The sequence below is a fragment of the Syntrophotalea sp. genome (assembly GCF_050253115.1).
GTDB classification, from domain to species: domain Bacteria; phylum Desulfobacterota; class Desulfuromonadia; order Desulfuromonadales; family Syntrophotaleaceae; genus Syntrophotalea; species Syntrophotalea acetylenica.
Map to the genome: position 1 here is coordinate 17,933 of NZ_JBFWJQ010000019.1, position 14,213 is coordinate 32,145.

The following is a 14,213-nucleotide window of genomic DNA, read 5'->3' on the forward strand; positions in this document are numbered from 1 at the left end:
TTGACCTGCATGCAAACCACCGGATAAAGGAGAACAACGATGGGACAGAATTATTTCAACTCGCTGCCGCTGCGTCGTCAGCTGCAGGAACTCGGCACCTGCCGTTTCATGGAAGCCTCTGAATTCACTAACGGTTGCGAATACGTCAAAGGCAAAAAGATCGTCATCGTCGGTTGCGGTGCCCAGGGCCTCAACCAGGGCCTCAACATGCGCGACAGCGGTCTGGATGTCTCCTATGCCCTGCGCAAAGGCGCCATCGAGCAGAAGCGTCAGTCCTATCTGAACGCCAGCGAAAACGGTTTTGCCGTCGGCACCTACGAAGAAATGCTTCCCACCGCCGACATCGTCATGAATCTGACCCCCGACAAGCAGCACACCAGCGTGGTCAACACCGTCGTGCCGATGATGAAGCAGGGCGCGGTGTTCAGTTATGCTCACGGTTTCAATATAGTTGAGGAAGGGACCCGGATTCGCAAGGACCTGACCGTTATCATGGTCGCTCCCAAATGCCCCGGCACTGAAGTGCGCGAAGAGTACAAACGCGGTTTTGGCGTGCCGACCCTGATCGCGGTGCACGGCGAGAATGATCCCAACGGCGACGGCCTGGAGATCGCCAAGGCCCTGTGCTCCGCCCAGGGTGGCGATCGCGCCGGGGTACTGGAATCCTCTTTTGTTGCCGAGGTCAAATCCGACCTGATGGGTGAGCAGACCATCCTTTGCGGCATGCTGCAGGCCGGCAGCCTGCTGTGCTTCGACAAAATGGTCGCCGAAGGTATCGATGCACCCTACGCCGCCAAACTTATTCAGTATGGCTGGGAAACCGTCACCGAGGCACTCAAGCATGGCGGCATCACCACCATGATGGACCGGCTCTCCAATCCGGCCAAGCTGGTAGCCTTTGAGCTGGCCGCCGAACTCAAGGACATCATGCGTTCCTTGTTCGAGAAGCATATGGACGACATCCTGTCCGGTGAGTTTTCCCGCACCATGATGGAGGACTGGGCCAACGACGACGTCAAGCTGCTGACCTGGCGCGAGGAGACCGGCAAGACCGCCTTCGAGCAGACCGAAGGTGCCGGTGAAATCTCCGAGCAGGAATATTTCGACAAGGGGATCCTGATGGTGGCCATGGTCAAGGCCGGCGTCGAGCTGGCCTTTGAAACCATGGTCTCTTCCGGCATCGAGCCCGAGTCGGCTTACTACGAGTCGCTGCACGAAACGCCGCTTATCGCCAACACCATTGCCCGCAAGAAACTTTACGAGATGAACCGCGTCATTTCCGACACTGCCGAATATGGCTGCTACCTTTTCAGCCATGCCTGTGTGCCCCTGCTGCAGGATTTCATGGCCAAGGTTGGCACCGATGTTATCGGCAAGGGGCTGTCCGTTAAGGACAACAGCGTCGATAACCGCACCCTGGTGGACGTCAATGCCGAGATCCGTGCTCATCTCATCGAGGAAGTGGGCGAGGAACTGCGTGCCGCCATGCAGGGCATGAAAGCCATCGTTTAAACGGATATTCTCCTGGAATGTCGTAAAAAGGGCGGGCCGCGCATCTGCGCAGCCCGCCCTTTTTTGCAACTGGTGTCTGACAAAAATTTATTTGCGGGGCTTCCCCCGTGGTTTGAACGGAACCTTTTTTTGGGGGGCGGCTGTATCTTTTTCTGGCGCGGAATTTTGTGCCCTGGCAATACTCACCGAGATCTGGCGGTTGCCGATGCGGGCTTCGTCAAGGCATAAAACAGCCTCTTTGGCTTCGGTTTCACTGGCCATTTTGATATAGGCATAGACGCGGTCCTGGCCGCTTCGGGTATCCGTTCCCATATGGATATAGGAAACCTTGCCTGCCACCGAAAACAGTTTACGCAATTCTTCCTCGGTCATTTCGGCGGGTAGGTTTTTGACATACAGATCTTTGCTCATGATGTGCTTTCCTGAGTAAAAGTCCTAGATTGCGTGGGTGTTTGTCCCATTGACTACCGGTTTTCATGCCCCTCGCGATTGTTTGAACGCCCGGTGTTGGTTACGGCATGCCGTCCGTCGGTTCATGGCGCGGTGGATGAGGCGATGGCAGCGCGGCAGGCACGGCATCGGAAGATATTGTCCCGATAGCAGGGCATTAGCAGATTCGATTCGATGCGCCCGTTGCCCATGCAGGTTTCCGGCCCGGCAAGCCCCTGGCATGCTACATCAAACAGCAGCGGACGGATGAATTTATCGAAAGTTACCTGTTGTTTGGCTGTTAACAGGTCGATATCGCCATCGTTGTCCAGGAGAAAAGTACCTACTCCGAGGACGGTTCGGGGTAGATAGGTCGTGTCGGCCACGACGGCTTTTATGTAATCTGTGTCGATGTAAATCAGGTAATGGAGAAGGTCGAGATCGATGTCTTCCATGGTGGTGCGCTCCGGATGGTAAATTTCGATTAGGGCAGTGCTCCCGCGGCATCATGAGCCTAAACGCGCCCAAATGCCAGTTTTTTTTGATCTGCGTGGCCTGTCCCTTGCCGCGGAAGCCGATCTCCGGCGGTGCCGCGGGGCATATGCCGGTGCGTTTTTATCGCTTGTCCCGTTTTCGGTGTGCGTAGCGGGCCAGGGCCTCGGCCAGGCGGCGCTCATCTTCCTGCGTCTCTACGATCAGGTCAGGCACCTTGGTTGGACAACCATTACTGTCCAGCGCCACAAAGGTCAGGTAGGCTGACGCCGTATGCCTTACTTCGCCGGTCATGACATTTTCGGCTTCAACCCGGACGCCGACTTCCATGGATGTGTTCCCGACCCGGTTCATGCTGGCTTTGAGAACGATCAGATTGCCAACGAACACCGGGCAGTGAAAATCGAGCCTGTCAATGGATGCCGTGACGATGTTGCGGCGGGTGTGGCGCATGGCAACCACCCCGGCGGCATTGTCGATCAGCTTCATGATCGAGCCGCCATGGACGTTGCCGGCCGGGTTCGCATCGCCCGGCATGGCGACCTGGGCCAGCACGACGCGTGACTGGGAAACTTTTTTTGGTTGATGAGGCATTGTCGACCCCCTGCGTGAATAAGGATGCACGAAAGCAGTATACCTCAACCATGAAAAATCCGTGAGGCCGGAACAGGCTGAAATCCATGAGTTCCAGAATAAAAATGCGTTGTGGTTAAAAAAAATAGCCAAATAATATAAAAATTATCTTGAAATGTTTTCCGGAATGTATAAGGATCTGATTCAGGACTCCCCCGGTCACTAAACGTTCCCCCTCCCCTGAAGCTTCATACCGTTATCGGTCTCCGAGCCCGTCACCCTAAAAGGGTGTACCTCAAGGATGGCGGGCCGGCAGGGTTTCGCTGGAAACGGCGGGGCCTCCCTTGTGGAAAGGAGATGCGTCGAAATTGCGCAAACTCATCGGAGTAAGGGAGAGAAATCATGTTAGGTGGGTACTGGCAGAAAATCGCGGTAATCGATTTGACCACGGAAACAGTGGAATATCTCAGGCCCAGTGAAGAAGACCTGAAAAAATTTATTGGCGGCAGCGGACTTGGCGCCAAGCTTCTGTACGAAAACACCAGGGCGGGTATCGATCCGCTGGGACCGGAAAATGTACTGATCTGCATGACCGGGCCGTACAACGGGACCAAGGTGGCTCAGGCGGGACGCTGGGAGCTGATTACCAAGGGACCCCTGACCGGCATTTACCTCGAATCCGACTGCGGGGGGAAATGGGGCGGCGCCCTTAAAGCCTGCGGCCTTGACGGTCTTATGGTCAAGGGCAAGGCCAAACAGCCAGTGTATATCACCATCGTCGACGACGATATCCAGATCAAAAAAGCCGACCAGCTGTGGGGTAAAGGCACCTTTGAAACCGACAGGCTTCTCAAGGAAGAGCTGGGCAAAGGTTCCCAGGCCATTTCCATCGGACAGGCCGGAGAAAAATTGGTCAAGATAGCCTCCATCATGACCGATGGTCGCGAGGGCCGCACCGCGGGGCGCGGCGGCGGCGGCGCCGTCATGGGTTCCAAAAATCTCAAGGCGATCGCTTGCAAGGGCAGCAAGAATGTCCCCATTGCCAGGCCCGAGCCTTATGAAGAAATGATTCAGAAATTCCGCGAAAACTTCAAGGATGTCTACGATGGACCGCTTGGCACCTACGGTACATCCTGCGCCGTGGAAATTTTCAACGATGTCGGTGACCTGCCGATCAAGAACTGGCTGTGGGGCCATTGGGACAAGGCTGAAAAGGTTTCCGGCCAGCACCTGGCCAAGACCATTCTCAAAAAGCGTTACCATTGCGGCAACTGCTTGATTGGTTGCGGCCGTACCGTGGAAATCCCTTCTGGTGCGTTCAAGATGGAGAAGGGGGGCGGTCCCGAATACGAAACCCTTGGCATGCTCGGTTCCAACTGTCTGATTGATGATGTGGAAGCCATCTCCAAGGGTGCGGAATTCTGCAACGATTATGGCATCGATACCATCTCCGCCTCCGCTCTCATCAGTTTCCTTATGGAAGCCTGGGAGCATGGCATGATCGACGAGAGCGACACGGATGGCCTGGAGATGACCTGGGGCAACGGCTTGGCCATGGTCGAGATGATCAGGAAGATCGCCCTGCGCGAAGGCATCGGGGATCCCTGCTCCCAGGGCATCCTGGAAGCCATCAAGCGGGTTGGCCCCGCCAGTGCGGAATTCGCCGTTCACGTCAAGGGCATGGACTTCCCCGCGCATGACCCCCGCGGCCGCGGCGGTCTCGGCGTTGCCTATGCCACCTCCAACCGGGGTGCCTGCCACATGCAGGCCTATAACCAGGACTTCGAGGGAGAAGGCTGCCTGAATATCGCGGACCTCGGCTACGACGCCCCGATGCCCCCCTATACCAATGAAGGAAAGGGCAAGTTCGTTGCCGACATGCAGAATTTCATGAGCATGATGGATTCGCTGAAACTCTGCAAATTCTCCGTGTTCGGCGGTATGACTGTCGGGCCCATGACGCAGTTTCTCAACCATATCGTCGGCTGGGACCTCACCAACGAGCAATGGATCGAGTGCGGCGAGCGGATTTTCAATATGAAACGTCTGTTCAACACCCGCGAGGGGGTCAGCCGCAAGGACGACACCCTGCCGCCGCGTATCCTTGCCAGCCCCCGCCAGGGCGGCTCCGGCGATTACGTGCCCGACCTGGGCTACCAGCTGCGGGATTACTACCGCGCCCGCAACTGGGACGAGTGGGGTATCCCCACTCCGGAAACCCTCAAGCGGCTCGGCCTTGACCAGTATGATTACCGCAAGGGCAAGCGCACCACCGAAAATCAGCGCTGAATCCTGGCGGGCCCCAGGGCGACAGGGCCCCTGGTAAAGATGTCGAGAACCGGAAAGGAAGAACATCATGTCGATGTTTGTTATCAGCACCGACGCCATCCCTGAAGGGGAAACCATGTCGCTGGTCGCGTTGCTGCGAGCCCATGATCTGAGTCCTGCGACCGTCATGGTAAGGGTGGATGGGAAGGTGATTCAAAAGCAGCAGCTGGAAACCCTGCAGGTCGCCAGGGGGACAGCCGTCAAAGCATATCTTTTTGTTGGCGGCGGCTGATTCAGCGCCAGCGCCGCCATTTTGGCATTGGCGGTGAGAGTTTCTTGGTTTTGAAGCAAGGGGAGGGGATTTGCGAGATTTCATGCCCCTTGCCTCCTTGGCGAAGGTGTTGCCCCGTGCGCATCTTCGCCACTTTTTTATCAAACGCCTGCAAAACGTACTCTTGTCGAAGCGGCATCAAGGAGGCGACTTTTTTTATCTGACAAATAGCCATATATTTGAAATATTCATTGACACGCGACGCGAGGCCGTTTATGCTGTTTTCACAACGGGTAAAAGATCTTTCTTTGTGTTGCTCCATCATGGCCCGTTGCGGCGGGCTATGATGGAGATTTGTTGCATGGCGGCAGAGCAGGCACGTTTTGTCTCTGAGGCCGTGCATCGGCCAGGAAGGACGTTGTCCCCGGCTGTGGCGCCAATAGTGTATTCCCCTTTTTGATGACGTGTCCGGAAAGGTCAGGCTGTTGCATCGGGATCTTCAGGAAAAAGAATTTTTTTCCAGGCATGCCCTGGGGGTAGTGCCGGTGTTAAAAAAAGCCACCGTCGGGGTTGCCGGCGCCGGCGGGCTGGGATCAAATATTGCCGTTGCCCTGGCCCGCTCAGGAGTCGGCAAGCTGGTGGTCGCCGACTATGACCGGGTTGAACCGCACAATCTTAACCGTCAATATTATTTTCGCGATCAGATAGGCATGTACAAGGTTGACGCACTGAAAAGCAACCTGGAGCGCGTCAATCCGTTTTCAGAATATGAAATGCACAACAGGCTCCTCGACAAAGAGAACATCCCGCGGATTTTCGGTAATGTCGATATCCTGCTGGAAGCTCTGGACAGCGTTGATGCCAAGCTCATGCTTCTGCAGAGCTGGATTGCTGCCTTTCCGCAGAAACCGCTGGTGATGGGCAGCGGCATGGGAGGGTATGGCGGCAATAACGGTATGGTGTCGAAACGGCTGTTTGACAAGGTTTATGTCTGTGGTGATGAAAAAACCGATGTGGCCGTCTTCCCGCCGATGGCGCCGAAAGTCATGATCGTGGCGGCCATGCAGGCCAACATGGCGCTGGAATGGCTGCTCGATGGCGAGGTGATAGTCTGAATTCGATGCGCAAGGGCAATGGTAGAGAGGGAAGCGCAGGCCGAAAGGCCATGCTTTCTCTCCGGCGATGCCACCTTTCCGGGTAGGTGGCATCGCCGTATTTTTGTCCCTGTGAATGGGTAATTCAAAGGGAAAGAATTACGGATGCGGGAGCCAACCACTCCCTCTTCACCCCTTGCACTGTACCTCCTAGCAGTGTGAGGGGTGAATTTTTTTCTTTGGTTATGCAAAAGCCCCTCTCAGAAAGCAGGGGCTTTTGTTTTGGCATGTGGTTCAGTGGTGTGGCGGGCTACCAGACGAAAAAGGTGCCGACCGTGAACAGTTCGGTATTCTGATCCTCGTTGTCGAACCAGGAGTTTTCCGTCAGCATGACTTCCGCCATGACCTTGAGGTTGGGGTTGATGTCGTGGTAGACGCCAAATACCCACAGGGTCTGTTCTTCAATCTGAACCTCGGTGCCGGCGAGGCGATCCGCCTTGTCCCTCGAGGTTTCATCCATGTAGTTGCCGCCGTAGCTCACTCCGAATTTGGTTTTGCCGAAACGGTTGTCGAAGCCGTACATCAACTGGGCGATAAAGCCCTGGCTGTCCCGTTCCTTGCCCGCGGCATCCAGCGCGTCCGTGTCCAGCATGAGAACCGAGCCGATGGCCGTATTGTCGAAGCCTGACAACACCAGATCGAAGCCCCGATAAAGAATCTGCACTCCGCCGGCAATGCCGCTGGCTTCCACAGTACCGTCAAAGCCGCTGCCGGAGGAAAATTCGGCTTCCTGCCATACGCCGGACAGCCAGGCTTTGAATGAACCGCCCTCGAAGGTGCCGGCATAGGACAATTCCCCTTCGAAGCGAGGCAGCTTGGTTTCCTCCGCTTTTGCCGTGGCGCCGGCAATGACGCTCGGGTCATAAAGTCCCAACGACACCTTGACACCATTATAGGCCGGCGACGTATAGCGGATCTGCGCATTGAATTGCGGATAAACGTAACCGTAGCCGATGCGGCCCAGAGGCGTACCGCCTCCGTCGAGCGCGCCCTGGGCGCCATACCCCCAGACGGTCATGTCCGTCAAAAGGTTTTGTCCCTGGAATTGGCTGAGGGTTTTTCCGACCAGCATCTGTCCGAAGTTGCCATCGACGGTAAAAAAGATTTCACGCAGATCGATCTGATTGCCGAAAGAGTTTTTCGACTTGCCGACGTCCTTGGCATCGTAGGTCGGGTAGAACCCGATGCGAGCCGCCATGTCGAGTCCTCCGATGGTTGGCGCCTTGATGTTGAAAGCGATAATTCCGGGTACCAGGCCGATACGTTCCCGGTAGCCTTCCTGGTCGTCAACAATGGTGCCGCCTCGGCGGATTCCAGTGCCGAAACCGGGTTTGGCGTCCCCGGTTTCATAGGCGGCAAACATGTTTACCAGGCCGTCGGTGCTGAAGGACCAGCCATTGTCCGTACCGATGACAACGGCCGCATGAGCGGGTGTGCCGTACAGAATAAATCCGGCCACCAGACTGCACAGCAGAAGTGACATTCTTTTCATTTCCAACCTCCAGAAAGAATCAAAAACAGGGATCAAGACGGGCTTTGCGGGCTTTCGCCGGGTTGTAACCCAGCGGCCGCAAAAACATTGGAAAGCAGGGAATAGAACGGTGTTGCGCGGGGGTAAGGCAAAGATATCGATTTCAATGGACCCGGTCAAGAAAAAATCATATATATGGTCAATTATGACGGGTTTCAGGTTTTGGATGTTTCGGTCATGCTGGAGTTCTTTATCCTTGTCATACTGGCGGTCTGGCCAGGACTGCATGCCTGGCGGGGTGCCCTGCAAAATCCGCGGAAAGGCGCAGTTTCCCTTTAACGGTGATGGCAAACGCCGTTTAAAAATAAAAAAATTAGCTTTAAAACCATAACAAAAACAGCGGCTTTTAAATAAATAGCCAAATCATTCAAAAATTTGGTTGAAATAGCGTTTGTCTTATTGTATGTATTTGTATACGAGACATCGCAAGGGCACCACAGAGGAAAAAGGTGCGTTGCGGCGCATGCATGGGTAGCCGGGTGTTCCGTAAATGGCACTTTTGGCGCCAGCAAAAATAGCCAAATATTCAAAATATTACAGGTTTCAGGCGTTCCGGGGAACTTTTCCGGCTTGCGGGGAAGGGGCGTCAATGTTCGGGGGAACATGAGAAAAGCTTTCCTGGAGCGCATGTGAGGAGGGGCCACCTATGGTTGGTGGCCAGAGACGACAACCAGCGAAGGAGGAAAAAATGGCTGACTTTTTGTGTCCCAGCGTAAACTTTATTGGTAGGGGTACGGTTGCCGAGGTTGGTCCCAGGGCTGCCATGTTTGGCACCAAGGCACTGATTGTTTGTGATGGTTTTCTTGCAAAGCTCGAGGGTGGTCCGGTTGCCAAGGTAAAAGAATCATTGACTTCTTCCGGGATCAAATTTGCTGTTTATGACGGCGTCGAGCCTAACCCCAAAGACACCAATGTCGCTGCAGGCCTGAAGGTTTACAAGGCTGAGAATTGCGACATGATCGTTACGGTTGGTGGCGGCAGCTCCCATGATTGCGGAAAAGGCATCGGTATTTCCGCAACACATGACGGAGATCTTTACGAAAACTATGCGGGAATCGAACTGCTGACCAACGAACTGCCTCCCATTATCTCTGTCAATACGACAGCCGGTACGGCCAGTGAGGTTACACGTCACTGCGTTATTACCAACACGGCCAAGAAGGTCAAGTTTGTTATTGTCAGCTGGCGTAACCTGCCGAAGGTTTCCATCAACGATCCTGAGCTGATGGTGGCCAAGCCTGCCGGGCTTACCGCAGCCACCGGCATGGATGCCTTGACCCACGCTGTGGAATGCTACGTGACCAAGGATGCCAATCCGGCGACCGATGCCGTTGCAATTCACTCTGTCAAACTTATCGGCAAGTACCTGCGCCGGGCTGTTGCCAATGGTGCGGATATCGAGGCTCGTGAAGGTATGGCTTACGGATCGTTGCTGGCCGGCATGGCGTTCAACAATGCCGGCCTCGGTTATGTCCATGCCATGGCGCATCAATTGGGTGGCCTGCTCGACATGCCTCATGGCATTGCCAATGCCGTACTGTTGCCGCACGTCGAGCGTTACAACCTGATGGTCAATCCCGAGAAATTTGCGGATATCGCTGTGGCGCTCGGGGAAAATATCGACGGCCTCGGCAAAATGGAAGCCGCCGAAAAAGCGATCGATGCCATTGTGCGCCTGTCCAAGGATGTTGGCATTCCTCAGGGGCTGTCGCAACTGGGTGTCAAGGAGTCCGATATCGAGCCGATGGCCAAGCTGGCCATGCAGGACGGTAACGCCGGAACCAATCCGCGTGTCGGCAAATTGGAAGACATCATCCAGCTGTTTAAAAACGCCATGTAGCTTACTGGCTGAAAGGCGGCACCTTCCGTTCTGGCGTAGGTGCCGCCTTTTTTTATGCTGCTTCGGAATCCTTCGCGCCTTCGAGTCCCAATCCGGGGCCTCGGTGGCGCGAATTGCAATAAGGGGTTTCGAAGGCATGCCTGTTTACTGAGGGGAGGATAATAAATGGAAGCCTGGAGCGTTAATGCGATCTTGCTGGCTTTTGGCGGAGGCATGTTTGGCGCCAGCCTCGGCGCCCTGTGGTCTTTCTGCCTTTGCGGTTTGTTAACCATGCTGGGCTGTCTGGTCGTGCTGGGCGGAGGCAGTGATTTTCTGTTGCTGCAGGTTGGCCTGGGGCCGATTTTCGGTCCCCACACCGGAGGGTTCGTAGCCGGGGTGGTCGCTGCAACCTATGCGGCAGCCTTGAGAAAGAACCATCCTTCGGGGGCCGCCAAGGACATTCTGTCGCCTCTGGTCGATACATCCTGGGATGTACTGGTTGTCGGGGGGCTTTCAGCTGTTTTCGGTCTGCTTATTGTTCCGTTGTTGGGCAGAGTTCCCCTGATCAGGGAATTTGATCTGCTGGCCCTTTCCATCTGCATCAACATCTGGCTGGCCCGGCTGTTGTTCCAGAAAGAAATGCCCTGGGGCAACATGGATTCCATACGTCAACACGGCTGGCTGGGAACCGACGGCTATGCCATTTCATGGGTCGGGTGGATGTCGCCTCCGTCGCGCCTGCTTGCCATAGGCGCCGGGATGGGTTTGCTGTCCGGCGGTGTGGCCATGGGGTTCCGTGAGTATCTGGCGCCGCTGGCCGCGCAGGGAATGGTCAGTGAATCGGCGGCGTTTGTGGCGCCACTGATTTTCTGCTGGGGGTTCTCGGCCGTGATGCTGACCATGCTCAATTTCGGACAGGCCACCATCCAGAAAGCTCCCGTTACGCACTGCATGGCCATCATGGGGGCCTGGGGATACCTGCAGAGCGGCTCGCTGGTTGTGGCCATGGTTTTTGGCATCGGCGGCGCCTTCATCGAAGAATTGACGGCCCGCATGTTCTACAACCATGGCAGCAACCATCTCGATCCCCCCGCTGCGGGGATTGCCCTGTCGACATTTGTCATGAATATTTTGTTCAAACCCGAGTTTTTGAATCTTGGCAGATTTTTTAATTTTTAAGCGGATAACGTCAGGATGAATTTTTCAGAAGGAATGCTTGAGAAAGGAGGAGGGAAATGGGCTCCGAAGGCAAAAACCAGCTGTTGCGCATCTATCTTAATGAGACCAGGCGCTATGGCGATAAACTTCTGTATGATGCCATTGTGGAAACAGCCTATCAGCACGGATTGGCCGGAAGCATGGTATTCAGGGGGATAGAAGGTTCCGGTTTCTGCTGTAAGGTATGCAGAACCCAGGCTCCGGGTTTGACGCTGTCAAAATGTCAGCCGATGGTGATTGAATTCATCGGCGCTGAAGAGAAGATGAAGGTCCTGATTCCCCGTCTCAAGGAGATGATCACCGCAGGCGCCATGGTCGTGCTGGATGCTGAGATTGTGCATAATGTCTGCGAATAGAACTGCGGAGGGCGGATCCTCTATCTCGCCACCAAGGCATGGGGGCAGCGCAGCCTCTGCCGTATCCATCAAGGCGCGTTCCAAACCCTGCGTGCTGAAACACTTCAGGGGGGCACTCGATGCCGGCGCCACGGTGCAGGAACTGGCATACATTCTGGCTCTGGTCATGCGTGAGGCAGCCGGAGCAAACGATTGCTGGACGCATGATGTTTTGTCGGACTGGCAGGAAATTGTCGCGGGCAATATGGCCTGCGGATGCCCGGCATAACCGGTTGCGGCCAGAGCCTGGCGGATGGGGAACCTCGCAAGACATTCCCTCATCCGCCTTTTTTTTAAATTCCTTTATCAATTCGGCAAACAAAACCATCTCGCAACTTATCGAAAATACGTATAAATGTTAGCAACTAAAAATAAATAGCCAAATATTTGATTTTTTGATTGACGGCGGACGGGGGATCGGGTAAACAATAAAAGCACAGGGAGTCATTTCCCCCCTGTTTTTTCCAGGACCAAGCCTGCCCGGTGGACAGGCTACAAATACAAGGAGGCTCGACCATGATTTCCTCTCGACCATTTCGCGTTCCGCCCACCATCCATTTTGGCGAACAAGCCACCGCTCGTACCGGTGAAGAAGTCAAGCGGCTCGGAGCCCGCAAAGCCTTGCTCGTTACCGATGCGGTGCTGGCCAAGGTTGGGGCCATCGATCCAATTGTCGACTCGCTTAAAAACCACGGTGTGGATGTAGTGGTTTTTGATGAGGTAAATTGTGAACCGGTGTTGCGTCATGTCAATGAAGGCCTGGCATTGCTGGAGGAAAAACAGTGCGATGTGCTGGTTGCCTGCGGCGGCGGCAGTCCGATCGATGCCGCTAAGGCCATTGGCATCATGGCGACCAATCAGGGGCAGATCAAGGATTACATGGGGCTGGATAAGTTCAAGACCGCCGGCGTACCGGTGATTGCCGTGCCGACGACTGCGGGGACCGGCAGCGAAGCGACCATGTTCAGCATCATCACCGATACGGACAACGACGTTAAGATGCTCATCGGCAGCCCTTTGTTGATGCCGAAGGTCGCTATCGTCGATCCGCTCATGACCCTCAAGCTCCCCCGTGGGCTGACCGCGGCGACCGGTCTGGACGCTCTCACCCATGCCATCGAGGCCTATGTGTCGTTGAAGGCACAGCCGATGACGGATGTGCTGGCCATTTCCGCCATCAAGCTGATCAGCACCTACCTGCCTCTTGCCTGGGGCAGCCCGGATAATCGCGAGGCCCGCGCCAACACCATGCTGGGCGCTCTGCAGGCAGGGATCGCTTTTTCCAATGCGTCGGTAGCCCTGGTGCATGGCATGTCACGGCCTATCGGCGCCAATTTCCATATTGCGCACGGCGTGTCCAATGCCGTGCTGCTGGGTATCATTATGGATTTTTCTCTGTCGGGTAATCCCGGGCGCTATGCGGATATCGCCAGGGCCATGGGAGTCGGCAACGGCGGCCAGGATGCCATGGGTGTGGCCAAGGCAGGCGCCGAGAAAGTCAAGGGCCTGATTAAAATGCTTGAAGTGCCGTCTCTTACCGAGCTTGGCGTGACACGGGAGAAACTGGAGCCGGTGGTGAAAAAAATGGCGGAAGATGCTCTGGCCAGCGGCAGCCCGGCAAATAATCCGCGGCAGGCGACGGCCGAGGAGATCGTAAATCTGTATTATGCGGCGCTGTGACGTCGCCTGCGGTGTAAAAATAGCCAAACATTCAAATATCACATTTAAAAAGCGGCTGAGCTGTTCGAAGATGTTTCTGAAAGGGATTCGCGGCGCAGCGGCAAAATCACACAATCGAAGGAGACTGTCATGGGTGAAGCAAAAGAACTGGTGCCGGAAATAAAGCGTTTGAAATACTGCATCAACAATGAGTGGGTGACATCTAAAACCGATAAATACATGGCGGTGATGAACCCCAGCACCGGCGAGCAAATTGCCGAAACGCCCTGCTGTACGGCCGTGGAAGTCGAGGCAGCGGTGCAGGCCGCCAAGGCGGCTTTCCCGGAGTGGTCATCGAAGCCGGCCGCTATCCGCACCCAGGTACTCTTTACGTTCCGTGACCTGGTCAACAGCCACTTCGAGGAACTGGCGCTGATCCTTGCCACGGAAATGGGCAAGAACCTGAATGAAGCGCGAGGCGATGTGCACAAGGTTGTCGAGGCCTGCGAAGTGGCTGTTGCGGCGCCCCTGGAAATGCAGGGACATGCGACCATGGAGGTGACCCGCGGCCACGACACGGTGCTGTATCGGGAATCCGTAGGTGTTTTTCTCGGGATTGCCCCTTACAACTTCCCGGCGATGATCCCCTTTGGATGGTTTATTCCCCTGGCCATTGCAGCCGGTAATACGGTGGTGCTCAAGTCCGCCAGTCTGGTTCCCATGACCAGTATGCGCCTTCTGGAGCTGCTGATTGAGGCCGGTCTTCCCAAGGGAGTCGTCAATCTGATCACCTGCAGCCGCAACGAGCTGACGGATTTGCTGTCGCATCCGGACATTCGCGGAATTTCCTTTGTCGGCAGCACATCTGTTGGCCTGAAGATCTATTCGACAG

15 protein-coding genes and 1 riboswitch are annotated in these 14,213 nt (G+C 55.4%); of the genes, 10 read left to right on the plus strand and 5 right to left on the minus strand.

The window, feature by feature from the left end; all coding sequences use genetic code 11:
- The first annotated feature begins 39 nt into the window (after positions 1-39).
- A complete protein-coding gene (ilvC, locus tag AB7E65_RS03685) occupies positions 40-1,512 on the plus strand; it encodes a ketol-acid reductoisomerase (protein WP_072286935.1) in 1,473 nt (490 codons plus the stop codon).
- 87 nt (positions 1,513-1,599) lie between these two features.
- Here the strand turns inward: ilvC and AB7E65_RS03690 are convergent, their stop codons facing one another.
- The 3 genes from AB7E65_RS03690 to AB7E65_RS03700 form a co-directional block, all read right to left on the minus strand.
- Entirely contained in the window at positions 1,600-1,923 is a 324-nt protein-coding gene (locus tag AB7E65_RS03690; protein ID WP_072286936.1) for an RNA recognition motif domain-containing protein, read from the minus strand.
- A gap of 122 nt (positions 1,924-2,045) precedes the next feature.
- Positions 2,046-2,396 (minus strand): hypothetical protein, encoded by a 351-nt coding sequence (locus AB7E65_RS03695; RefSeq protein WP_072286937.1) that lies wholly within the window; start codon positions 2,394-2,396, stop codon positions 2,046-2,048.
- Positions 2,397-2,556: 160 nt separating this feature from the next.
- Positions 2,557-3,027: an acyl-CoA thioesterase gene (locus AB7E65_RS03700; protein WP_072286938.1), complete on the minus strand. Its 471-nt coding sequence runs from the start codon at positions 3,025-3,027 to the stop codon at positions 2,557-2,559.
- 231 nt (positions 3,028-3,258) lie between these two features.
- A riboswitch (molybdenum cofactor riboswitch) is annotated at positions 3,259-3,377 on the plus strand.
- 31 nt (positions 3,378-3,408) lie between these two features.
- On the opposite strand from AB7E65_RS03700, the gene AB7E65_RS03705 reads away from it, so the two are divergent.
- Together AB7E65_RS03705 and AB7E65_RS03710 are read left to right on the plus strand one after the other, a co-directional pair.
- Positions 3,409-5,295 carry an aldehyde ferredoxin oxidoreductase family protein gene (locus tag AB7E65_RS03705; protein WP_072286939.1) on the plus strand — a complete coding sequence of 629 codons (1,887 nt, stop codon included), beginning with the start codon at positions 3,409-3,411 and terminating at the stop codon, positions 5,293-5,295.
- A gap of 67 nt (positions 5,296-5,362) precedes the next feature.
- Positions 5,363-5,566, plus strand: coding sequence for a hypothetical protein (locus AB7E65_RS03710; protein ID WP_072286940.1), 204 nt, complete (start codon positions 5,363-5,365; stop codon positions 5,564-5,566).
- Between the two features lies 1 nt (position 5,567).
- Here the strand turns inward: AB7E65_RS03710 and AB7E65_RS03715 are convergent, their stop codons facing one another.
- Positions 5,568-5,870, minus strand: coding sequence for a hypothetical protein (locus AB7E65_RS03715; protein ID WP_428745286.1), 303 nt, complete (start codon positions 5,868-5,870; stop codon positions 5,568-5,570).
- A gap of 160 nt (positions 5,871-6,030) precedes the next feature.
- On the opposite strand from AB7E65_RS03715, the gene thiF reads away from it, so the two are divergent.
- Positions 6,031-6,660, plus strand: a complete 630-nt coding sequence (thiF, locus tag AB7E65_RS03720) for a sulfur carrier protein ThiS adenylyltransferase ThiF (protein ID WP_320360386.1) — start codon at positions 6,031-6,033, stop codon at positions 6,658-6,660.
- A gap of 289 nt (positions 6,661-6,949) precedes the next feature.
- Here thiF and AB7E65_RS03725 read toward each other — a convergent pair whose 3' ends face one another.
- Positions 6,950-8,191: a histidine kinase gene (locus AB7E65_RS03725; protein WP_072286943.1), complete on the minus strand. Its 1,242-nt coding sequence runs from the start codon at positions 8,189-8,191 to the stop codon at positions 6,950-6,952.
- A gap of 727 nt (positions 8,192-8,918) precedes the next feature.
- On the opposite strand from AB7E65_RS03725, the gene AB7E65_RS03730 reads away from it, so the two are divergent.
- From AB7E65_RS03730 to AB7E65_RS03755, 6 genes are all read left to right on the plus strand, one after another.
- The gene (locus AB7E65_RS03730) at positions 8,919-10,070 is read left to right on the plus strand and encodes an iron-containing alcohol dehydrogenase (RefSeq protein WP_428745287.1); all 1,152 of its coding nucleotides are present in this window, start codon (positions 8,919-8,921) and stop codon (positions 10,068-10,070) included.
- Between the two features lie 165 nt (positions 10,071-10,235).
- On the plus strand, positions 10,236-11,228 hold the full coding sequence (locus AB7E65_RS03735; protein WP_428745288.1) for a hypothetical protein: 993 nt from the start codon (positions 10,236-10,238) through the stop codon (positions 11,226-11,228).
- Between the two features lie 56 nt (positions 11,229-11,284).
- Positions 11,285-11,623, plus strand: a complete 339-nt coding sequence (locus AB7E65_RS03740; protein ID WP_072286946.1) for a DUF190 domain-containing protein — start codon at positions 11,285-11,287, stop codon at positions 11,621-11,623.
- Positions 11,610-11,891: a hypothetical protein gene (locus tag AB7E65_RS03745; RefSeq protein ID WP_428745289.1), complete on the plus strand. Its 282-nt coding sequence runs from the start codon at positions 11,610-11,612 to the stop codon at positions 11,889-11,891. Before AB7E65_RS03740 ends, AB7E65_RS03745 begins: the two co-directional genes overlap by 14 nt.
- 287 nt (positions 11,892-12,178) lie before the next feature.
- Positions 12,179-13,342 (plus strand): iron-containing alcohol dehydrogenase, encoded by a 1,164-nt coding sequence (locus AB7E65_RS03750; protein ID WP_428745290.1) that lies wholly within the window; start codon positions 12,179-12,181, stop codon positions 13,340-13,342.
- Between the two features lie 129 nt (positions 13,343-13,471).
- A partial coding sequence (locus AB7E65_RS03755; RefSeq protein WP_428745291.1) for an aldehyde dehydrogenase family protein occupies positions 13,472-14,213 on the plus strand: 742 nt, incomplete at its 3' end.